The 20,416-nt window shown below is 75.3% G+C and carries 21 protein-coding genes; 13 read left to right on the top strand and 8 right to left on the bottom strand.

Annotation, left to right across the window (positions count from 1 at the left end):
• Positions 1–58: 58 nt before the first annotated feature.
• From AB0L25_RS37880 to AB0L25_RS37870, 3 genes are read right to left on the bottom strand one after another with little or no spacing between them, the layout of a single operon-like run.
• On the bottom strand, positions 59–1,699 hold the full coding sequence (locus AB0L25_RS37880; RefSeq protein WP_500178076.1) for a CocE/NonD family hydrolase: 1,641 nt from the start codon (positions 1,697–1,699) through the stop codon (positions 59–61).
• Positions 1,700–1,751: 52 nt separating this feature from the next.
• Positions 1,752–2,354: a DJ-1/PfpI family protein gene (locus tag AB0L25_RS37875; protein WP_500178075.1), complete on the bottom strand. Its 603-nt coding sequence runs from the start codon at positions 2,352–2,354 to the stop codon at positions 1,752–1,754.
• Positions 2,351–3,301: a GlxA family transcriptional regulator gene (locus AB0L25_RS37870; protein WP_500178073.1), complete on the bottom strand. Its 951-nt coding sequence runs from the start codon at positions 3,299–3,301 to the stop codon at positions 2,351–2,353. Before AB0L25_RS37870 ends, AB0L25_RS37875 begins: the two co-directional genes overlap by 4 nt.
• A gap of 362 nt (positions 3,302–3,663) precedes the next feature.
• Here AB0L25_RS37870 and AB0L25_RS37865 point away from each other — a divergent pair, with 362 nt between their 5' ends.
• Together AB0L25_RS37865 and AB0L25_RS37860 are read left to right on the top strand one after the other, a co-directional pair.
• Entirely contained in the window at positions 3,664–3,816 is a 153-nt protein-coding gene (locus AB0L25_RS37865) for a hypothetical protein (protein ID WP_500178072.1), read from the top strand.
• 110 nt (positions 3,817–3,926) lie between these two features.
• Positions 3,927–5,333 (top strand): sensor histidine kinase, encoded by a 1,407-nt coding sequence (locus tag AB0L25_RS37860; protein ID WP_500178070.1) that lies wholly within the window; start codon positions 3,927–3,929, stop codon positions 5,331–5,333.
• Positions 5,334–5,460: 127 nt separating this feature from the next.
• Here the strand turns inward: AB0L25_RS37860 and AB0L25_RS37855 are convergent, their stop codons facing one another.
• A complete protein-coding gene (locus AB0L25_RS37855) occupies positions 5,461–6,336 on the bottom strand; it encodes an NAD(P)-dependent oxidoreductase (RefSeq protein WP_500178068.1) in 876 nt (291 codons plus the stop codon).
• A gap of 91 nt (positions 6,337–6,427) precedes the next feature.
• Between AB0L25_RS37855 and AB0L25_RS37850 the strand changes: the two genes are divergently transcribed.
• The 5 genes from AB0L25_RS37850 to AB0L25_RS37830 all read left to right on the top strand — a co-directional run bounded on the left by AB0L25_RS37850 (position 6,428) and on the right by AB0L25_RS37830 (position 11,937).
• On the top strand, positions 6,428–9,550 hold the full coding sequence (locus tag AB0L25_RS37850) for an AfsR/SARP family transcriptional regulator (RefSeq protein WP_500178066.1): 3,123 nt from the start codon (positions 6,428–6,430) through the stop codon (positions 9,548–9,550).
• Positions 9,547–10,461 (top strand): arylamine N-acetyltransferase family protein, encoded by a 915-nt coding sequence (locus AB0L25_RS37845; protein ID WP_500178064.1) that lies wholly within the window; start codon positions 9,547–9,549, stop codon positions 10,459–10,461. Before AB0L25_RS37850 ends, AB0L25_RS37845 begins: the two co-directional genes overlap by 4 nt.
• 42 nt (positions 10,462–10,503) lie before the next feature.
• On the top strand, positions 10,504–10,986 hold the full coding sequence (locus tag AB0L25_RS37840) for an RrF2 family transcriptional regulator (RefSeq protein ID WP_500178062.1): 483 nt from the start codon (positions 10,504–10,506) through the stop codon (positions 10,984–10,986).
• A 74-nt stretch (positions 10,987–11,060) separates the two neighbouring features.
• A complete protein-coding gene (locus AB0L25_RS37835; RefSeq protein ID WP_500178061.1) occupies positions 11,061–11,519 on the top strand; it encodes a carboxymuconolactone decarboxylase family protein in 459 nt (152 codons plus the stop codon).
• 79 nt (positions 11,520–11,598) lie between these two features.
• A complete protein-coding gene (locus AB0L25_RS37830) occupies positions 11,599–11,937 on the top strand; it encodes a hypothetical protein (protein ID WP_500178059.1) in 339 nt (112 codons plus the stop codon).
• Here AB0L25_RS37830 and AB0L25_RS37825 read toward each other — a convergent pair.
• Positions 11,934–14,603: a helix-turn-helix transcriptional regulator gene (locus tag AB0L25_RS37825; RefSeq protein ID WP_500178057.1), complete on the bottom strand. Its 2,670-nt coding sequence runs from the start codon at positions 14,601–14,603 to the stop codon at positions 11,934–11,936. The genes AB0L25_RS37830 and AB0L25_RS37825 overlap by 4 nt on opposite strands.
• 67 nt (positions 14,604–14,670) lie before the next feature.
• Here AB0L25_RS37825 and AB0L25_RS37820 point away from each other — a divergent pair, with 67 nt between their 5' ends.
• The 3 genes from AB0L25_RS37820 to AB0L25_RS37810 all read left to right on the top strand — a co-directional run bounded on the left by AB0L25_RS37820 (position 14,671) and on the right by AB0L25_RS37810 (position 17,584).
• Complete coding sequence (locus AB0L25_RS37820; RefSeq protein WP_500178055.1) at positions 14,671–15,150, top strand: hypothetical protein; 480 nt, start codon at positions 14,671–14,673, stop codon at positions 15,148–15,150.
• Positions 15,151–15,315: 165 nt separating this feature from the next.
• Entirely contained in the window at positions 15,316–16,641 is a 1,326-nt protein-coding gene (locus tag AB0L25_RS37815; protein ID WP_500178054.1) for an FAD-binding oxidoreductase, read from the top strand.
• A 106-nt stretch (positions 16,642–16,747) separates the two neighbouring features.
• Positions 16,748–17,584 (top strand): alpha/beta fold hydrolase, encoded by an 837-nt coding sequence (locus AB0L25_RS37810; protein ID WP_500178053.1) that lies wholly within the window; start codon positions 16,748–16,750, stop codon positions 17,582–17,584.
• A gap of 36 nt (positions 17,585–17,620) precedes the next feature.
• Here the strand turns inward: AB0L25_RS37810 and AB0L25_RS37805 are convergent, their stop codons facing one another.
• Together AB0L25_RS37805 and AB0L25_RS37800 are read right to left on the bottom strand one after the other, a co-directional pair.
• A complete protein-coding gene (locus AB0L25_RS37805) occupies positions 17,621–17,812 on the bottom strand; it encodes a hypothetical protein (RefSeq protein WP_026403162.1) in 192 nt (63 codons plus the stop codon).
• Between the two features lie 9 nt (positions 17,813–17,821).
• The gene (locus tag AB0L25_RS37800) at positions 17,822–18,181 is read right to left on the bottom strand and encodes a DUF3140 domain-containing protein (protein WP_500178050.1); all 360 of its coding nucleotides are present in this window, start codon (positions 18,179–18,181) and stop codon (positions 17,822–17,824) included.
• Positions 18,182–18,281: 100 nt separating this feature from the next.
• Here AB0L25_RS37800 and AB0L25_RS37795 point away from each other — a divergent pair, with 100 nt between their 5' ends.
• Positions 18,282–18,680, top strand: coding sequence for a VOC family protein (locus AB0L25_RS37795; RefSeq protein ID WP_500178049.1), 399 nt, complete (start codon positions 18,282–18,284; stop codon positions 18,678–18,680).
• Positions 18,681–18,820: 140 nt separating this feature from the next.
• On the opposite strand, the gene AB0L25_RS37790 is transcribed toward AB0L25_RS37795, so the two are convergent.
• Positions 18,821–19,216 carry an ATP-binding protein gene (locus AB0L25_RS37790; protein WP_500178048.1) on the bottom strand — a complete coding sequence of 132 codons (396 nt, stop codon included), beginning with the start codon at positions 19,214–19,216 and terminating at the stop codon, positions 18,821–18,823.
• A gap of 160 nt (positions 19,217–19,376) precedes the next feature.
• Between AB0L25_RS37790 and AB0L25_RS37785 the strand changes: the two genes are divergently transcribed.
• Together AB0L25_RS37785 and AB0L25_RS37780 are read left to right on the top strand one after the other, a co-directional pair.
• Complete coding sequence (locus AB0L25_RS37785; RefSeq protein ID WP_500178047.1) at positions 19,377–20,192, top strand: helix-turn-helix domain-containing protein; 816 nt, start codon at positions 19,377–19,379, stop codon at positions 20,190–20,192.
• Complete coding sequence (locus tag AB0L25_RS37780) at positions 20,183–20,335, top strand: DUF397 domain-containing protein (RefSeq protein WP_500178045.1); 153 nt, start codon at positions 20,183–20,185, stop codon at positions 20,333–20,335. The genes AB0L25_RS37785 and AB0L25_RS37780 overlap by 10 nt, the downstream gene beginning before the upstream one ends.
• Positions 20,336–20,416 lie beyond the last annotated feature (81 nt).

The following is a 20,416-nucleotide window of genomic DNA, read 5'->3' as shown; positions in this document are numbered from 1 at the left end:
GTGCGACGAACGGACTACATGCTGCGTTCGCCGCCCGCCGCAACCACGGGGCGAACCGCTACGAAGCGGGACGGTCCGGTCGGAGGTCCGGTCGGAGATCCGACGGGCCGGGGCCGCCTCGCCAGACGGGCAGCGTCAGCGCCGACGGGCGGGACGCGTCGCGGAACACCGCGAAGGACGTGCGGCGCATCGCCACCGCCCGTCCGATCGGCTCGCCGGTGCCCGGATTGCGGGCGAACCGGGGGAACGCCCCGCCCGCGAGGACGAGGCGGAGCCGGTGCCCGCGCCGGAACCGGTAGCCGGTCGGGTGCATCTCCACGTCGGCGCGGACGGTCCCCGGTTCGGCGATCCGCGCGATCCCGTCGGTGACGTTCCGGGACACGCCGTCCGGGTCGACGTCGCAGAGCCGCACGAACAGGTCGCCGTGGCCGGTGCTCGTCCGGACGTGGACGGTCGCCGACACCGGGCCGATCAGGTCGAGGTCCCGGTCGAGCGGCGCACCGGTCAGGACGGCGACGTCCCCGCGCCGCTCCATCGCCGCGTTGTCGCGCTGCCGTCCTTTACCCGGTGCCAGGAGCGGCCCGCCGATGTTCGGCGTGGGATCGAACGGGTCGTAAACGAACGTGGCCGGATCGGACGTGCCCGTCGGCTCGTCCCACGAGAGCCCCTGCGACAGGTAGAGCGGCGTGGGTTCCGTCTCCGGGGGCGGCCACCCGTCGAAGTCGAGCCAGCGCCCGGCCCCCTGCAGGTACAGCCGGACGGGCGCGCGCCGCAGCTCGGCGGCGTCCCCCTGGAGGTGCGCGCGCAGCCACGACACCTGGTCGGCGAGGACGGCCCGCAGCGCCCGCGCGTCGTGCCCCCACGGGCCGATCGTGATGCGCGGGCCGCGCCCGGCGGCGTCCAGCGCGGCGAAGTCGCGGAGCTGCCCGCGCAGGAACAGGTCCCACCAGCCCGTCACCATGCTCGCGGGCGCGGTCGTCGCGGCGACGGCCGCGCCGTGGTCGGTCGCGTCCCAGAAGGCGTCCCCGGGCTCGGTGTGCGCGGCGACGTCCCGCAGGAACGGCTCCGGGCGGCCGATCGCCGCGAGGTCGGCCTCCCCGACCGGCAGGTGCCGCATCGCCCGCCGGACGCGCCGCGCGTGCAGCGGCGCGCGCCGCTCGTCCCGCGTCCCCATCGACGCCGACCACACGAGCGTGTTGAACAGCGCCAGCGCGCCGCCCGGGTAGAACGAGCTGACGAACTCCGACGCCGTCACGCCGAGGCCGAGCGCCGCGAGCGGCGGGTCCGCGTACGGCGCGACCGCCCACTGCGTGAAGCCGAGGTAGCTGGCCCCGGCCATCGCGACCCGCCCGTCGCACCACGGCTGCGCCCGCACCCACTTCAGCGTCGCGAGCCCGTCGTCCCGCTCGTGGTGGAACGCGCGGAACTCGCCGTCCGAGCGGCCGACGCCCCGCACGTCCTGCACGACGACCTGGAACCCGCGCCGCGCCAGCACCCCCGCGAACAGCCGCACGAGCCGCTGCGCCTTCCCGTACGGGGTGCGGATCAGGACGGCCGGCAGCGGGCCCGCGCCGCGCGGCCGGTGCAGGTCGGCGCGCAGCACCGCCCCGTCCGGCATCGGGACGCGCAGGTCGCGGGCCGTCTCCACCGCCGGCGTCGTCTCCTCGGGAAGCCCGAGGAGACGATCCACGATTCTCATGACGTCGCCTCCGGCGCCGACCGTACATCACCCGGCGGGCGCGGACCGAACGCTACTCGGGGGCGTCCGCCATGTACGGCGGGGCGGGCTCGTACTGGATGTACGTGCGGACCGCGCGCGCGTGGTCGCGGCCGTGGAGGCGTCCCACGAGCCAGAGCGCCATGTCGATCCCGGCGGACACCCCCTGGCTCGTCACCAGGTTCCCGTCGACGACGTACCGCGCGTCCCGCACCACGGTGACGTCGCCGCGCCGCTCCAGCGTGTCCTCCCACGACCGGTGCGTGGCGACGCGGCGGCCCCGCGCCGGGCCCGCCGCGTGCAGCAGGAACGCCCCGGTGCAGACGCTCGCCACCCAGTCGGCCCGCTCGGCGGTCTTCGCGACCCAGCCGGTGACGGCCGGGTTCTCCGGTTGCGTCACCCGCGCCCCGCGGCCGCCCGGGACGAGCAGGACGTCCAGGTCCGGGTGGTCGCCGATCGTCCGGTCGGGCACGACCCGCATCCCCTTCGCGCACCGGACGGGTTCGGCGCGCTCGCCGATCAGCACCGTCGCGTCGCCCGCGTCCCGCAGCATCGCCGAGGCGGCGAACACCTCCCACGGTCCCGCGAAGTCCAGCTCCTCGGCCTCCTCGAACACCAGCAGCCCGTACGTCGTCATGCGTCCTCCCTCGTTCCTCTGAATCGGTTCCGGTAGTCGGCCGGGGCGACGCCCAGCCGCCGGTGGAACACCCGGCGGAGGGTCTCGCCCGTGCCGAAGCCGAGCCGGCGCGCGAGCGCCTCGACCGGTTCGTCGCCCTCGGCGAGCGCCCGCCGCGCCGCCTCCACCCGCACCCGCTCGACGTACGCGGCGGGCGGGACGCCCAGCTCGGCGGCGAACCGGCGCTGCAGGTGCCGGGGGCTGAGCCCGGCGCGGTCCGCCAGGTCGCCGATCGCGTGCCGCGCCCCCGGGTCGGCCTGGATCGCCGCGACCGCCGCCCGGATCGGGTCGCTCGCCGGCTGCCGCGACCACAGCGGGACGCTGAACTGCGACTGGCTCCCCGGGCGGCGCAGGAACATCACCAGCTCCCGCGCCGCCGCGTGCGCCGCGTCCCGGCCGCGGTCGTCCTCCACCAGGGCGAGCGCCAGGTCGATCCCGGCCGTCACCCCGGCGGACGTCCACAGGCGGCCGTCCCGCACGAAGATCGGGTCGCAGTCGACGGCCGCCTCCGGGTGCTCGCGCCGGAGCTGCTCCTCGCGCGCCCAGTGCGTCGTGACGCGGCGGCCGTCCAGGAGCCCGGCCGCGCCCAGCAGGAACACGCCGCTGCACACCGACGCCGCCCGCCGCGCGTGCCGCGCCGCGTCCGCGATCCACCCGACGAGCGCCGCGTCCCCGCGCGCCGCGTCCACGCCCCGGCCGCCCGCGACGACGAGCGTGTCGACGCCGTCCGGCGGCAGGTCCGCGACGCCGTGCGCGGCGTGCACCGGCAGCCCGCCGCTCGACCGGACGGGCCCCGCCGCGGGCGCGACCACCCGCAGGTCGTAGCCGCCCGCGTGACCGAACACCTCGTGGGGGCCGGTCAGGTCGAGCACCTGGAAGTCCTCGTAGATCACGAACGCGACGCGCATGCCTCCAGGCTCGGGGCCGCCGGGCGATGGCGTCAACGACACGTACCCCACGGATCGCGCCATCGGCTTCGCCCGGAAAGGGCCGCGCGCATTTCCCGGAATTCGCGGTTGACATCGCCTGCACCATGTGGCTTACTTCTAACCATGCTGCTTTGATGCTTCTCCGGTTGAGCCGCCCGCGACGCCACGTCGCCGGCCCCGCTCCCGAATCCCCCGGCGTCCCGGACGCACCCCGTACCCACTGCTCGCATGCGCGCGACCAGTGCCGTCGGCGTGCCGTCCCGGCCCGGCGCCGCCAGTTCACCCTTTTTCGCGGCCATTCTTTTCGGCCGAATTCGAGCCTGCCCGGAGGTGGTTCATTCATGCGTGCCATTAGCCAGGAGAACATCCCCTTCCCGAACGCCAAGAAGAAGAACAAGCGCAAGGGGCCCGACGTGAAGTCGGCGGCGTTCGCGAACCACAACCGGCGGAACGCCCGGCAGCTGCCGACCCGGCAGCTCAACCGGGGCCGCTGACCGCTCCCCCGGCCCCGGGCCCGTCCCGGGGCCGGGACTCCGCCCCCGAACCCCGATCGCCTACCCTGAGTAGTCGATGATCACTGTCGGCGACGCTCGGGGGCTCGGCTGTGACGAGACGAGAACGGTTCGACCACTGGTGGCGCCGTACGTTCCTCTCGGTGCGCGGCCGCGCGACCGTGGTCACCGTCGCGGTCGCCGCGCTCGTCCTCGCCCTTGTGTTCGTCCTCGTGCTGCTCCTCGCCCGTGACGCCCTGACGAACCAGACGGTGGACACCGCCCAGCGGACCGCCGAACGCGCCGCCTTCGACCTGCTCACCGGCGCGCATCCCGCCGAGGCCCTCGACACCCGGCCCGACGAGGCGCCGCTGCTCCAGGTCGTCGGCCCGGACGGCCGCGTCCTCGCCGCCAACCGCCGCGCCGCCGGGCGCCCGGCCCTCGGGAAGCGCGGCATCGAGCGCGGCGAACTGCTCGTCAGCGGCCGCAGCTGCCGCCCGGCGGGGGAGCACTGCGTCCGCTACTTCGGCATGCGGCTGCGCGAGACCCGGTGGGGCGACGACATCACGGTGGTCGCCGCCGACCCGATTCCCCTGCTCGGACGGCTCTGGCCGCTCCCCCTCGCCATGGTCGCGGCCCTCGTGGCGCTGCTCGCCCTGATCGGCTGGTGGACGTGGCGGACGATCGGGCAGGCGTTCGTCCCCGTCGACCGCATCCGCGCCGGGATGGCCGAGTTCACGATCCGCGGCCTCTCCCACCGGGTGCCCGTCCCCCGCACCGGCGGCGAGATCCAGGAGCTCGCCGAGACCGTCAACAGCACCCTGGAACGGCTCGACGAGGCGATGAGCCGCGAGCGCCGCTTCATCTCCGACGCGTCCCACGACCTGCGCAACCCCATCACCGGGCTCCGCACCCGCCTGGAGCTCGCCCTCGACGAGGACGACGCGCTGGAGTGCCGCGAGACGATCCGGGCCGCCCTGCGCGACACCGAACGGCTCAACGACATCGTCGTCGACCTGCTCGAACTGTCCCGGCTCGACTCCCGCGCACCCGTCCCCGTCGAACGCGTCGACCTGGCCGAACTCGCCCGCCGCGAGGTGGCGCGCCGCCCGCCCGGCACCCCGATCGCCACGCGCCTCGAACCCGGCGTCGCCGTCGAGGCGAACCCCGTCCGGCTCGCCCGCGTCGTCGGGAACCTCCTCGGCAACGCCGAACGGCACGCCGGCTCCCGCATCGAGGTGACCGTCGCCCGCGACGGCGGCGAGGCCGTCCTGCGGGTCGCCGACGACGGCGCCGGCGTCCCCGCCGACTCCCGCGAGCGCATCTTCGAACGGTTCGCCCGCCTCGCCGACTCCCGCCGCCGCGACCCCCAGGGCACCGGCCTCGGCCTGCCCATCGCCCGCGAGATCGCCGAGATCTACGGCGGCTCCCTCCGCCTCGTCGACGCCCCCGCCGGGGCCCCGTCCGGCGCCAACTTCGAGATGCGCCTCCCCCTCGCCCCACCGCCCGAGGCCCCGTGACCCCGCGCGGGCGGCCGTCAGGCGCCGGAGACGTCCGGGGCCGCCGGGGCCGGCGTGATCGGGCGGGCCGCCGCCGTCGAACTCGTGGGGCTGGTGCAGGCGCTCGTCCGGCAGGCGGGGCGGGGTGTCAGGCGCCCTTGCGGACCACCTCGATGACGCTGCCGAGGCCGTCGGAGCCGTGGCCGGCGTTGACGGTCCGCCAGAACAGGTCGCGGAGGACGCGGATGCTCATGGTGTCGATGCCGGCCTCCTCCGCGGCCTCGACGATGTGGTCGGTGCCGACGGCCATCATGAGCATGTTGTTCTCGCCGCCGGGGCTGTGGCCCGCGTCGGCCTCCTCGGCGATGATCCGCAGGAAGCCCATCGGGCCGTCCGTGCCGAGCGACGTCACGGTCTCGGTCGCGAACGGGCGGAACTGCTCGGCGGACACGCCCGCCGACTGCAGCATCGCGATCGAGTGCATGTAGGCCGCGGTCGTGGAGAAGAACAGGTTGAGCTGCGCCTGGTAGTACAGGTTGGACAGCCCGACGTCGGCACCGACGTAGGTGGTGTCGCCGAGCACGCGCAACGTCTCCCTGTGCCGGTCCAGGAGTTCCTCCGGGCCGCTGTACATGATGTACGCGCCGGGCTGCCCGATGCCCGGGGGCGGCGTCATGACGCCTCCGGTGAGCAGGGCGGCGCCCTTGCCCGCCGCCCATTCGCCCGCGCGGCGAAGCTCGTTCGGGCTGCCGGAGCTGAGGTTCACCAGAACGCGGCCCTTGATCTGGGCTCCTTCCAGTGAGTCGTACATCGCCTTGTAGTCGGTCTGGCTGATGACCACGAGCTCGGACGCGGCGAGCGCCTCGTCCGGGGTCGCGGCGAGGGTCGCGCCCTGCTCGACCAGGGGCGCGGCCTTGGACGCGGTGCGGTTCCACACGGTGGTGGGGTGGCCGTTCTTCAGGAACGTCTCCGCCATGGCCTTGCCCATCGGGCCGAGGCCGACGACCGTCACCGGAGCTTTCATGGTTCCTCCCTTGGGGTTGAGGGCTCCACGGTCGCCGGGGGCGCTTCGGACGTTCTACGGATCCGTCCGTAGCGGGAGATACGGTGACGAAATGCGCTTCGGGGTGTTGGGGCCGCTCGCCGTGTGGACGGGCGACGGGACGGCCCTGCGGGTCCCGGAGACGAAGGTCCGCGCGGTCCTCGCGGCGCTGCTGGTCGAGCCCGGCCGGACGGTGTCCGCCGATCGGCTCGTCGACGCGCTGTGGGGCGACCGGCCGCCGCGCAACCCGGCGGGGACGCTGCAGGCGCGGGTGTCGCAGCTCCGAAAGGTGCTGGACGACGCCGAACCGGGCGCGCGGGAGCTGATCGCGACGCGTCCGTCCGGGTACGTCCTGCTGGCCGAGCCGGACGCGGTCGACGCGGGGCGGTTCGCGGCGCTGCTCGTCCGGGCGCGGGACACGGCGGACGCGCTCGCCCGGGCGCGGCTGCTCGGGGACGCGCTCGCGCTGTGGCGGGGCCCCGCGTTCGCCGACTTCGCGGACGCCGGGTTCGTCCGGGAGGCGGCCGTCGGGCTGGAGGAGCGGCAGCTCGCGGCCCTGGAGGAGCACGCGGAGACCCGGCTCGAGCTGGGCGAGCACGCGGCGCTGGCGGCGGAGCTGGCCGGGGCGGTGGCGCGCGCGCCGCTGCGGGAGCGGCTGCGGGCGGCGCACCTGCGGGCCCTGCACCGGGCCGGGCGGCGCGGCGAGGCCCTCACCGGCTACCACGACCTGCGCGAACGGCTCGCCGAGGAGCTGGGCGTCGACCCGAGCCCCGAACTGTCCGAGCTGTACCAGGAGATCCTGGAGGACCGCCCGGCGGAGCCGGTGCGGCCCCGGCCGGTCGTGCGGCTGCCGGTGCCGCTGGACGAGCTGATCGGGCGGGACGCGGCGGTCGGGCGGGCCCGCGCGCTGCTGCGCGAGCACCGGCTCGTGACGCTGACCGGCCCCGGCGGGGTCGGGAAGACGCGGCTGGCGCTGGAGACGGCCGGGCGGTCGGCCGCCGACCATCCGGACGGTGTCTGGTTCGTCGAGCTGGCGCCGGAGCGGCCGCGCACGGCGGCGGACGTCGCCGAGCTGGTCGCGCGCGGGCTGGCGCTGCGGGACGAGCCGGCCGATCCGGGCGCGGGGATCGTGGCGCGGCTCGCCGACGCGCTGCGCGGGCGCCGCGCGCTGCTCGTCCTCGACAACTGCGAGCACGTCGCCGAACCGGCCGCCGAGCTGGCCGGGCGCCTGCTGGCGGGGGCGCCGGGGCTGCGGATCCTCGCGACGTCGCGGGAGCCGCTCGGCGTCCCGGGCGAGCGGCTCCAGATCGTCCCGCCGCTGGACCTGCCGGGCGGCCGCACCGATCCGGACGACCTGCGGCGCTGCGGGGCGGTCCGGCTGTTCGTCGCGCGGGCGTCGGCGGCGGCGCCCGGGTTCGCGCTGGACGCGGCGACGGCGCCGTGGGTCGCGTCGATCTGCCGGCGGCTCGACGGCGTCCCGCTGGCGCTCGAACTCGCGGCGACGCGCGTCCGGGCGCTGGGGGTGCGGGAGCTGGCGGCGGCGCTGGACGACCGGTTCCGGGTGCTGGGCGGCGCACGGCGGGGCCCGGAGCGGCAGCGGACGCTGCGGGCGACGATCGACTGGAGCTGGGGGCTGCTCGCCGAGGACGAGCGGGCGGCGCTGCGGCGGCTCGCGGTGCACGCGGGCGGCTGCACGGCGGACGCGGCGGCGGAGGTGTCCGGCGCGGACCTCGACGTGCTCGCCCGGCTGGTGGACCGTTCCCTCGTCGCGCGCGGCGCGGACGGCCGGTACCGGCTGCTGGAGTCGATCGCCGCGTACGGGCTGGAGCGGCTGCGGGAGGCGGGCGAGGAGGACGGGCTGCGGCTGCGGCACGCCCGGTACCTGGTGGACCTCGCGGAGCGGGCGGCGGGCGGGCTGCGCGGGCCGGGGCAGGCGCGGTGGCTCGGCGTGCTGGACGCGGAGGCCGCCGGGTTCCGGGCTGCGCTGGAGCACGCGCCGCCGGACCTCGCGCTGCGGCTGGTGAACGCGCTGGCCTGGCACTGGTACCTGCGCGGCCGTTTCGGCGAGGCCCGCAGCGCGTTCGCGGACGTCCTGAAATCGGCTCCCGAGGCTCCCGCGGCTCCCGAGGGCCCGGAGCGGCGGGAGGCGGCGACGTGGCTCGCGGCGATGACGATGGCGTCCGGGGAGAGCTCCGACTCCGACGAGCTCCGCCGCGCCGCCCTGGAGCGGTACGGGGACGCCGACGCGTTCGCCAGAGCGAAGGCGCAGTGGCTCCTGAGCCGCGTGCACTGGGCCTACGGCGACTTGCAGGCGGGCCATGACCGGGTGAACGAGGCCCTAGCCGTCTTCCGCGCGCGCGCCGACCGCTGGCATACGGCCGCCGCTCTCGCCACCCGCGCCATGCTCGCCGTGGGGCGCGGCGACGTGGCGTCCATGCGGGCCGACGCCGCCGAGAGCCTGGAGATCTTCGACGGCCTCGGCGATCCGTGGGGGCGCCTGGAGGCGACGGACGTCCTGTCCCAGCACGCCGAGATCACCGGCGACTACGCGGCGGCGGCGGAGCTGCTGCGCGCCGGGCTGCGGCTCGCCGAGGAGCTCGGGATGTGGCCGGAGGCGTCGTTCCGGCTGTCCGGGCTGGGCCGGATCGCGCTGCTCGGCGGCGCTCTCGACGAGGCCCACGACCTGCACGAACGCGCGCTGTGCACGGCGACGCGGCACGCGGCGAAGTCGGCCGAGGAGTTCGCCGAGCTGGGGCTCGGGCTGGTCGCGCGGGCGCGCGGCGACCTCGACGCCGCCGAGGCGCACCTGCGCGCCCCGCTGAATTGGCTGCGCGCCATCGGCGGGACGGCCGGGATCGCGTTCGCGCACGCGCAGCTCGGCTTCGTCGCCGAGGAGCGCGGCGACGCGGACGCGGCGCTCGCCCTGCACACGGCGAGCCTGGCGGGCGCCCGCGCGACCGGCGACCCGCGCGCGATCGCGCTGGCGCTGGAGGGGCTCGCCGGGGCCCGGTCCCTCGCGGGCCTGCACGGCGAGGCCGTCCGGCTGCTGCGCGAGGCGGCCGAGCTGCGGGAGTCGTCCGGGGCGCCGCTGCCGCCGGGCGAGCGGCGCGAAGTCGATCGGATCAGCGGGAGGATCATCGACGCTCTCGGCGTTTCCCCCTTTGACGGAAATATCCCCGAGAGGACGTCCCGATGACCACGACAGACCCCACGGAAGGCCGCACGGAAGAACACACGGAAGATGTCGGCCTCGGCTGGCGCGGCGACGCGGTCGACCTGCCCGCCTACCTCAAGCGCGTCGGGCTCGACGCCGGGCTCCCGCCGACGGAGGCGACGCTGCGCGCCCTGCACCGCGCGCACGTCACGTCCATCCCGTTCGAGAACCTGGAGATCATGCTGGGCCGGCCGATCGAGGTCGACCTGGAGTCCGTGCAGGCCAAGCTGGTCGACCGGCCGCGCGGCGGCTACTGCTTCGAGCACAGCGGCCTGTTCGCGGCAGTGCTGGAACGGCTCGGCTTCCAGGTGACCGGCCTGCTCGGGCGGGTGATGATGGGCGCGGTGAAGCTGCGCCCGCCCACGCACGGCATCCTGCACGTCCGCCTCCCCGACCAGCCGGCGGACGAACCGGGCTGGCTCTGCGACGTCGGGTTCGGCGGCGGGCCGCTCGAACCGCTGCGGTTCGACGACGGCGCGGAGGTCGAGCAGGACGGCTGGAACTACCGCCTGCGGCGGGACCCGTCGGGACCGGCGCGCCACGGCTCGGCCGACGGCTGGGAGCTGCACGAGCGCGTCCCCGACGGGTGGCTGCGGCGGCACGTCTTCACGATGAACGAGGCGTACCGGATCGACTTCGAGGCGCTCAACTTCTACGTGTACGCGCATCCGCGCTCGCCGTTCACGACGCGCCCGTTCGTCCAGCGGTTCCTGCCCGAGGCGCACCGCGTGCTGGACGGGACGACCGTCACCGTCACGCGCCCGGACGGGTCCGTCGAGACCCGCGAGCACGCGCCCGCCGCGCTCCCGGACGTCCTGGCCTCGGACTTTGCGATCACGCTGGAGGGCGACGACCCGGCCCGGCTCGTCGCGTGGCTCGAAGCGCGCGCGTGACCGGAGTGGCGCGGAGAAACCTGGACATGTAATATCCAGATCATGCGGATGAGCGAGGGAGTCGAGTGGGCGGCGCACTGCTGCCTCCTGCTCGACTGGCTCGGCGAGGACGGCCCGGTGCCGACCGCGCGGATCGCCGCGGGCTACGACCTGCCCCGCCCGTACCTGAACAAGCAGCTCCAGGCCCTCGTCCGGGCCGGCATCGTCACCTCGACGCCGGGCGCGCGCGGCGGCTTCCGCCTCGCGCGCCCGCTGGCGGAGATCACGATGATGGACGTCGTCACCGCGATCGAGGGCTCGGAACCGGCGTTCCAGTGCACCGAGATCCGGCGGCGCGGCGTCGGCGCCGAGGCGCCGGAGTCGCTCTTCCGCGCGCCCTGCGCCGTCAGCACCGCCATGCGCAAGGCCGAACTGGCCTGGCGCAAGGCGCTGGCGGAGCAGACGCTCGCCGACGTGAACACGGCGGCGACGCGCGGCAACCCGGCCCTCCCGGGCCAGGTCCGCGCCTGGTACGCCCGCAACTGACCCGAACCACCCGACCCGACCAGACTCGACTCCTGCTCAGAACCTGGATATTCCCCATCCTCGAAAGAGACATCATGGAACCGCGCATGCGCAACGTGCCCGCCATCGCCGCCGACGGCTTCAAGGCCATGCTGAACCTGGAGGGCTTCCTCGCGAAGAGCCCCGTCCCCGACAGCACCCTCGAACTCGTCCGGATCCGGGTGAGCCAGATCAACGGGTGCGGCTTCTGCGTCGACATGCACGCCCGCGACGCCAAGAAGGCCGGTGAGACGGACGAGCGCCTTTGGGCGGTCGCCGCCTGGCGCGAGGCGCCGTACTTCACCGACGAGGAGCGCGCGGCGCTCGCGCTCGCCGAGGCCGCCACCCGCATCGCCGACAACCCCGCGGGCGTCCCCGACGACGTGTGGGACGAGGCCGCCGACGCCTACGACGAGGAGAGCCTCGCCGCGCTCATCTTCGCCATCGCGGCGATCAACGCGTGGAACCGCCTCAACGTCACCACCCGGCAGGTCGCGGGCACGCCCATCGCGTGACCGGGGCCGGACCGGTCACCTGACGGATGCCCGGCCACGGCCGCCCTCCCTAGCGTCGTCGGTACCGAAAGGAGCCCCGATGGCCAGCGAGAACACCGTGGCCGGCTGGATCGCCGACACCGCGCGTCCCGTCCGCGCCGACACCGCGGACGGGCCGCTCACCGACCTCGAACCGCTCCGCGACGCGGCCCGCGGCGCCGCCGGACCGCCGCACTACCTCCTCGACCTGCGCGACGCCCGGGCCCGGACGGACGCGGTCGGCGCGTGGCTCGGGACGCCCGCGCCCGTCCGGGTGATCGGCCCCGGCTACCGGCCCGCCGACGACGCCGACCACAACGTCCAGGGCGGCGCGCCCGGCACGCTGTTCGACGTCGTCGTCCACAGCCGGGAGGTCACGCCCGCCCTGCCGCTGCCCTAACCCAGCGGCAGCCGGGCCAGCTCGCCGCGCGACGCCACCCCGAGCTTCGGATACGCCTTGTACAGGTGGTAGCCGACGGTGCGGGGGCTGAGGAAGAGCTGCGCGCCGATCTCCCGGTTGCTCATCCCCGTCGCCGCCATCCGGACGACCTGGAGTTCCTGCGGCGTGAGCCGCGCGGCCAGATCGTCCGGTGCGGCGCCGTCGCCGAGGCTCTCCCCGGCGGCCCGCAGCTCCGTGCGGGCCCGCTCGGCCCACGGCGCCGCGCCGAGCCGCTCGAACCGCTCCAGGGCCGCGTGCAGCACCGCCCGCGCGTCGTTCCGCCGCCGGGCCCGGCGCAGCCACTCCCCGTACAGCAGTTCGGTGCGCGCCCGCTCGAACGGCACCTTGCTTTCGCGATGCAGTTCCAGCGCGCGCGTGTACGTCTCCTCTGCCTCGTCGTCCGGCCCCAGGAGGGCGTGGCACCGCAGCGCTACCGCCTCGGCCCACGGCTGCCGCACCTGCGCGGCCCACTCCGCGTACCAGGCCGCCGCGTCCCGCCCGTCGTCCGGGCGCCCGGACCGCACCGCCGCCTCCACCAGGTCGGGCAGGCTCGCGATCGCCCCCTGCCGGTTGGGTCCCGCGACCACGTCCGCCAGCCGGCGCAGCGCCTCCTCGTGCCGCCCGAGCCCCAGGTCCAGCAGGCTGCGCGCCGCCGCCGCGTGGACGTCGCTCGGCGGGACGCCCCGCGCGAGGGCCTCCGCGGTCAGTTCGGCGCACCGCGCCTCGTCCCCCTCGATCGCCGCGATCAGCGCGAGGACCGTCTCCAGGTAGACGCGGATGCGGTGCTGCCCGGTGTCCTCGGCGATCCGCAGGCCCTCCGCCGCGCCCGTCAGCGCCTCCCGGTGCCGCCCCAGGAAGACCAGCGTGCGGGACCGCAGCATCAGCACCGACGGCAGCAGCCCGATCGCGCCCTCGTCCCGGAACCGCCGCTCCAGCTGCGCCGCGTGCTCCTCGGCGCCCGCCACGTCCCCGATCATCAGGTGCCACATCCCGGCGCGCACCCGGTCGCGGGCGCCGAAGCAGTGCGTCATCCCGTCGATCAGCTCGCGCAGCGCCGCCACGCCGTCCGCGCTGCCGGACTCGCCGAGCGGGTTCTGGCCGGGGAACACGCGGGCGAGCGCCGCCAGGTGGTGCGCGTTCGGCAGGCCCGCGCCCCGCTCGGCGATGCCCTCCACCGCCGCGAAGTCCCCCGCGTTCGCCGCGGCCGACGCCGCCTGGAAGAACAGGTACCCGGCCGTCATCGGGTCGGTGTCCGCCACGGACGCCGCGGTGTCGGCGAACAGCCGGTACGCCTCCTTCGTCCGGTCCTGCTCGTCGGCGAGCGTCGCCCGGATCAGCGTCAGCGACGCCCGCGCCACCGGATCCGCCAGGTCGGGCTCGGCCCGCGCCGCGATCTCCACCGCCCGCTCCGCCAGTCCCGCGTCCGCCGCGGCCCGCGCGGCCGCCGCCAGCCGCCGCCCCCGCTCCGCCCGGCCGGGGCTCAGCTCCGCCGCGGACTCGTACATCGCCGCCACCGACGCGAACCCGCCCGCGCTCCGCTCCGTCTCCGCCGCGTCCTCCAGGACCCGCGCGACCTGCTCGTCGGGGCCCGTCACCGAACGCGCCAGGTGGAACGCCCGATGGCACCCGTCGCCCCGCTCCCCGTACGCCGCGGCGAGCGCCCGGTGCGCCTCGAGCCTGCGCCGCAGCGGCTCGTCCCCGTACGCCGCCGACCGGATCAGCGGGTGCCGCACCTCGATCCGCCCCTCCACCGTCGTGCGGAGCAGACCGGCGCGCTCCGCCGGTTCGAGGTCCGCGACGGACGCGCCGAGCCGCGCCGCCGCGTCCGTCACGACCGCGACGTCCCCGAGGTCGTCCGCCGCGACCAGCAGCACGAACAGCCGCGACGGCTCCGGCAGCGCCGCGAGCTGCGCGGCGAACGACCGCCGGATCCGCTCGTACGCGGACGAACCGCCCGCCGTCCCTGGGAACTCCAGCAGCGCGAGCGGATTGCCCATCGCCTCCGTGAGGACCTCGTGGTGGACGTGCCTCGGCAGTTCGGGGGCCCGGGCCGCCAGCAGCCGCGTCGCCGCGTCCGCGTCGAGCCCGGCCAGCCGCAGCTCCGGCAGCCCCGCCGCCCGGAAGTCCCCCGGCTCGCGCACCGCCAGCAGCATCGCGATCCGCTCCGCCTCGAGCCGCCGCCCCGCGAACAGCAGCGCCTCCGCCGACGGGCCGTCCAGCCACTGCGCGTCGTCCACCAGCACCAGCAGCGGGCGCTCCTCCGCCAGGTCGGCCAGCAGCGTCAGCACCGCCAGGCCCACCAGGAACCGGTCGCCGCCCTCGCCGCCCATCCCGAGCGCCGCCCGCAGCGCGCGCGCCTGCGGGTCCGGCAGCGCCCCGACGCCGTCCAGGTGCCGGCCGAGCATCATGTGCAGGCCCGCGTACGGCATTCCGCTCTCGTACTCGACGCCCGTCGCCCGCAGCACCCGCGCGCCGTCGGCCTCGGCGCGCTCCGCCGCGTACTCCAGCAGCGCCGTCTTGCCGATGCCCGCCTCGCCCCGCAGGACGAGCACCCCGCTGCGTCCGTCCCGGGCCTCCCCGAGCAGCCGGTCGATCCCGGCCCGTTCGTCTTCCCGCCCGTAAAGCACGATCGTCAGGCTACGGCCTGCCGGCGGAGCCCCCGCCACCGTCGACTTCGCGCTCGACATCCCCTGCGTGGCGTTCGCGGTCTTCGAGGCCGCCGAGTACGGCGTGCCGACCACCGCCGCCGCGCTGCTGTTCTTCGCCCTGCCCGACCTGGCGCGGCTCGCCGGGGCCCGCCCGCCCGGCGTCCTCTACCAGGCCGTCAACCGCGTGTGGATCCCGCTCGCGGTGCTCGTCGGGTACACGTTCGGGCCCATCGTGTGGCCGCCGCTGTTCACCGCCGGGCTCGGCTGGCTCGCGCGCATCGCCGTCCAGCGCACGTTCGGCCGGGGCCTCGTCGGAGTCGAACGCCGCACACCGGGTAGCGGTCCCACCATGAACCAGGACAAGCGCGACGAGGACAAGCCGCTCGCCGACCGGCGCGACGACCCGGGCGAGCCCGAGCCGGACTTCGCCGACGAGCACACGCCCGGCCCCACCGACCCGCCCAACGCCGAGGCCGATACGCCCGGCGGGGAGGACGACGGCTACACGCCGCAGACCCGCACCTGACCCCTCGGCCCGCCGGGCAGCCCGTGCCGCTCGACGCCGCCAATTTAGTCACGAATCTTGACCATCAAGAACTGTGACTATATTCTGGACGGCACCGGCACAGCGGCGCGGCCCGTCACCGACGATCGGGCGCGACCGGCCGGACTCCCGGAAGGAGCCGCCACCATGACCCGATCGGCACCCACTCCCCTCGCCCGGCGGTCGCACGCGGCCTTCACCGGCGACGTGCACCTGCCCGGCGAGGCGGGCTACGACGCCCTCCGCGCCGCTCCGTTCGCGCCCATCGACCCGCGCCCCGCACTGATCGCCGAGGCGACCGGCGCGGACGACGTCCGGACGGCGGTCCTGGCGGCCCGCGACGCCGGACTGCGGTTCGCGGTGCAGGCCACCGGGCACGGCACCCGCGTGGCCTGCGACGACGGCCTGCTGCTGCGGACCTCGCGGATGGCCGGAGTGCTCGTCGACCCGCACCGGCGGCTCGCCCGCGTCGGACCCGGCGCCCGGTGGGAGCAGGTCCTGGCGGCCGCCGCGCCCTTCGGCCTGGCCGGGCTGTCGGGCTCGCACGGCGACGTCGGCGTCACCGGCTACACCCTGGGCGGCGGCCTCGGCTGGCTGTCGCGCGCCCACGGCTTCGCCGCCGACAGCCTGCTGCGCGCCCGGGTCGTGACGGCCGACGGGCGGCAGGTGGTCGCCTCCCCCGACAGCCACCCCGACCTGTTCTGGGCGCTGCGGGGCGGCGGCGGCAACTTCGGCGTGGTCACCGCGCTGGAGTTCCGGCTGTACCCGGTGGACCGGGTCTTCGCCGGCACGGCCTGCTTCCCGGTCGAACGCGCCGCCGAGATCGTCACCCGCTACCGCGACTGGATCGACGGGGCGCCCGACCGGCTCAGCACGGCGCTGCTGATCACCCCGATGCCCGACGGCCCGGAGGTCCCCCCGTCCGTGCGCGGCCGCCGCGTCCTGCAACTCAAGGTGCTGTACGCCGGGAGCGCCGACCGGGCCCGGCGCCTGCTCCGGCCGCTCACCCGGGCCGCGGGCCCGGCGCTCGCCCAGGACTTCCGCGTCCTGCCCTACGCCCGCGCCGAGATGGGCGGCACCGCCCCCGGCCAGGTCGAACTCCTCAGGGAACTCCCGGACTCGGCGATCGCCGCGATCGTGCGGGCCGCCGCGCCCGACCACGGACCGGCGGTGGAGATCCGGCACTGGGGCGGCGCGATGGCCCGCCCCGCCGCCGGCGCCGGACCGGTCGGCCACCGCACCACCCGCCTGTCGGTGACCGCCGACGCGCCGTCCCCGGCCCTGGCCGGCGCGCTGCGCCCGCACACGAGCGGCGGGGCGTTCCTGAACTTCCTGCACGACCCCGCCCGGACCGCCGAGGCGTACACCGCCGCCGACCTCGCCCGCCTCATCGGCGTCAAGCGCCGCTACGACCCCGACAACGTCTTCGGCCTCACCCACAATCTGCCGCCCGCCCCGCCCGCCGCCGCGTGACCCCGGCGGCGCGGGCGGCCGCACGCCGCGGACCCGCGCCCAGCCGTTACGCTGATCACGAGCGGCCGCCCCCCGTTCCGGCCGCCGGTCTCGGAGGTGGCGGCCCATGGCCAGCGAGCACGCCCGGACGCGCGACGGCCGCGAGCTCCATCTCGAACGGCACGGCGCGGGCACGCCCGTCGTGGTGTTCGAGTCCGGCGCGGGCGCCTCCCGCAACATGTGGGGCACGGTCGTCCCCGCGATCTCCGGCCGGACCACCGCCGTCGTGTACGACCGCAGCGGCCTCGGCCGCAGCCCCGTCGACCCCGAGCCCCGGACCCTCGCGCGCCTCGCCGCCGACCTGCGGGACGTCCTCGACCACCTCGGCGACGGCCCGTTCATCCTCGTCGGCCACGACTGGGGCGGCCCGATCGTCCGGACCGTCGCCGCCGAGGACCCGGGCCGCATCACCGGGCTCCTCCTCGTCGACCAGGACGACGAGGGCAGCGACCACTACTTCATGCCCGGCACCCGGCGGCGGATGCGGCTCAGCGCGCTCACCGACCCGGCCGCCGCCCGCCTCGGGCTGTTCCGGTTCAGCATCGGACGGCTCGCCGCCAAGCTCCCCGAGCCCGCCGCGACCGCCCTCCGCGAGGAGGACGGCACCCTCGAGGCCACCCGCGTGCAGATGGCCGAACTCGCCGGCATGGTCGACGACCTGCGGCGCCTCCGCGACGACCCGCCGAAGCTCCCGGACGTCCCGGTCACGCTGATCTCCGGCCGCCGCTCCGGCGGCCTCGGCGGCGGGGGCCGCGCCTCCCTCAACACCGCGCACCGCGCCCGCGCCGCGGCGCTCCCGCACGGCCGCCACATCGTCGCCGAGAAGTCCGGCTACCTCGTCCCGTTCACCGAGCCGGGCCTGCTCGTCCGCGAGATCCTCCGCATCATGGACGTCACGCGCTGAAACGCCGGGGACCCGCAGGCCCCCGGCGTCCGCGCGTCAGTCGGGATGCGGCGGCCGCTGGTCCGGCGGCGTCCCGCCGCCCTCGCCGCCGCCCTTGCTCCCCTTGTCCGTGCCGTGCGCGTGGCCCTTCCCCCGCGTCGTCTTCGGGTCCGTGGCCTCCGGCGCCGGCTCGTTCGTCACGGAGGTCCGCTCGGTGCGGCGCATCTCCGGTTGCTGCGGATTCGGCATGTCTTCCCCCTATGCGCTGGACGGCTCGGGACGCAGCGGGTCGTGCCCCACGCTCATCAGCTCGTGCCGCCACCGCTCGTCCCCGGCCTCTTCGGGCGGAGGGTTGTCCAGGTGCTCCTCCACGAAGTCGACGACCTCCTGCATCACCTCGGCGTCCCCGGCCGTCAGGTCCACCTTCCGCTTCCGCAGGATGTCCACGACCCGGGCGCCGAGCTCCGACACCCCGGGCCCCTCACCCGGCTCGGGGAAGGCGTCCTCCCCCGACGCGTCCGTGAGCAGCCACGTGCGCAGCTCGTCCGAGGTCATGTTGACGAGCCGGTGAAAGTCCTCCCAGGCGATCTCCGCCTCGGCCGATATCCGATCGCTCATCGGCACCTCCCGTGGACGGTCAATTCTCCGCCTTACCCGTCCCCGCCCGTCCCATTCACCTCGACCGTGCGGACTCCGCGCGGGCTACGCTCGGACGACCATGTCGGACTTGCTCGGAATCAACCACCTGACGCTCGCCACGACCGACCTCGACGGACTCGTCGCGTACTACACCGGCCTGCTCGGCGCGACGCTCGCCTTCGAGCGCGCCGCCACCGCCGACGCCCCGCGGATCGCCGTCCTCGACGTCGGCGGCGCCGACCACCTGATGATCGTCGAGACCGCCGCCGCCCCCGCCACCGGCCTCGACCCCCTGCACCGCGCGGGCTGGGGCCTGCGCGTGCCCACCCACGCCCGCCTGCGCGAACTCCGCGACCGCCTCCTCGCCGCCGGACGTCCGGTCGGCGAGATCGAGACGCTCCCCACGCAGTGGACGATGACGGCCCGCGACCCCGACGGCCGCCCCGTCGACGTCCGCGCCCACCGCCCCCGCCTCTGACGCATGGACGCGACGGGCCCGGTCTTCGCCACCCGCCGGAAACCGACATCGGACATGAGCCCGGGGAGCGCCCCCTCGGCGTTGAACCGCGTGTTCTCCCGGCCGTCCGCCGCCTGCACCACCCGGAACGCCAGCCCGCCTCACGGCGCGCACTTCGCCCAGACGAGCTTGCCGCCCTCCACCAGCGGGCGTATGCCCCACGTGTCGGTGAGCCGGGCGACCATGAGCACGCCCCGCCCGCACGTCGCCGCGTGGTCCTCCGGCTGCACGACCGGACGCCCGTCGCCCCCGTCCCACACCTCGATCACCGGGCGCCCGTCCCGCTCGTCCCGGAACACCCGCACGACGATCGGCCCGTCCCCGTGCTGCCACGCGTTCGTGACCAGCTCGGACACGATCAGCCGCGCCGTGTGGTCGTCCCCGATCCCCCACTCCCGGAACCGCTCGGCGACGAACCGCCGCGCCGCCCCCGGTGCCCGCTCCGACGGCTCCAGCACCACCGTCGGCACCTCGCCCGCCCGCATCGTCGCCGCCATCTCACGCCTCCCTTGACCGCCTTGTCGAATTCCGATGACAGTCAGGCACGCTGGAAGTACTCTGCGTAACAAATCGCAGACCTCGAGTGGCAAGTCGCGACGGCCGTCCCGGAATCACTTGGGTGTTGGTTGGGCGCGCTTTGCAAGGGAGGATGGGGACATGGCGCCACAGCGCAAGCGCGGGACGGTCTCGCCCACGCTGCTCGCCTTCGGACGCAGGTTCCGGCGGCTCCGGGAGGCGAAGGGCTGGACGCAGGAGTCCGTGGGACGCCGCGCGAACGGCGGCCAGGGAGTGAAACCCCAGTACATCGGAGCGGTCGAGAACGGCCGCACCCGCTGCACGCGCGAGTTCGCCGAGACGATGGACCGCGTCCTGGAGGCGGACGGCGAACTCCTCGACCTCTATGACGACCTCGTCAAGGACGCCACGTTCCCCACCTGGTTCGACTGGCACACCGTCGAGCCCGAGGCCGTCATGCTCCAGTCGTACCAACCGCTGCTCATCCACGGCCTGCTGCAAACCGCGGGTTACGCCTCCGCACTCCTCAAGGGCAACAAGGACGCCGTGGAGGCCCGTCTCAACCGCCAGAGCATCCTCACCAGGGAAGACCCGCCTCCGCCGAACTTTTCCGTTCTGCAGGATGAGGTCTCTCTGCACCGGCTCGTCGGCAGTCCGGAGGTCATGAAGGAGCAACTCGAGCAGGTCATCTACCAGGCCGAACAAGGTGTCGTCACAGTCCAAGTGGTCCCGAGCCGGGGAGAACACCTTGGAAACGTCGGCGCGTTCAGTCTCGCTACCCTGGCCGACAGGAGCGAAATCGCCTATGCGGATATGGCCGCACGCGGCCTGACACTCAGCGATCCGGACGACATCGCAACGATCAGCGGCACGCTGATCTCCATTCGAGCGTTGGCACTCCCCTCAGACCAATCGCTCGATGTAATTCGTAAGGTGGTGCAAGAAAGATGGACTTGACCAGGGCCGCTTGGCGTAAGAGCAGCTACACCGGCCCCAACGGCGGCGACTGCGTCGAACTGGCCTCGTTCCCGGAGACGGTCGCCGTCCGGGACAGCAAGGACCCGGACGGGCCGAAGCTCGTCGTGAACCGGGCGGTTTAGGGTACGGGCCGCCGGCACACTCACTAGAGGCTTTTCTCGGCAGCATGGGATCACTCACTTCACCTAACACGGCTCGGCATC

Source organism: Spirillospora sp. NPDC052242 (assembly GCF_040679555.1).
GTDB lineage: Bacteria > Actinomycetota > Actinomycetes > Streptosporangiales > Streptosporangiaceae > Spirillospora.
This window is presented reverse-complemented; position numbering and strand designations above follow the sequence as displayed.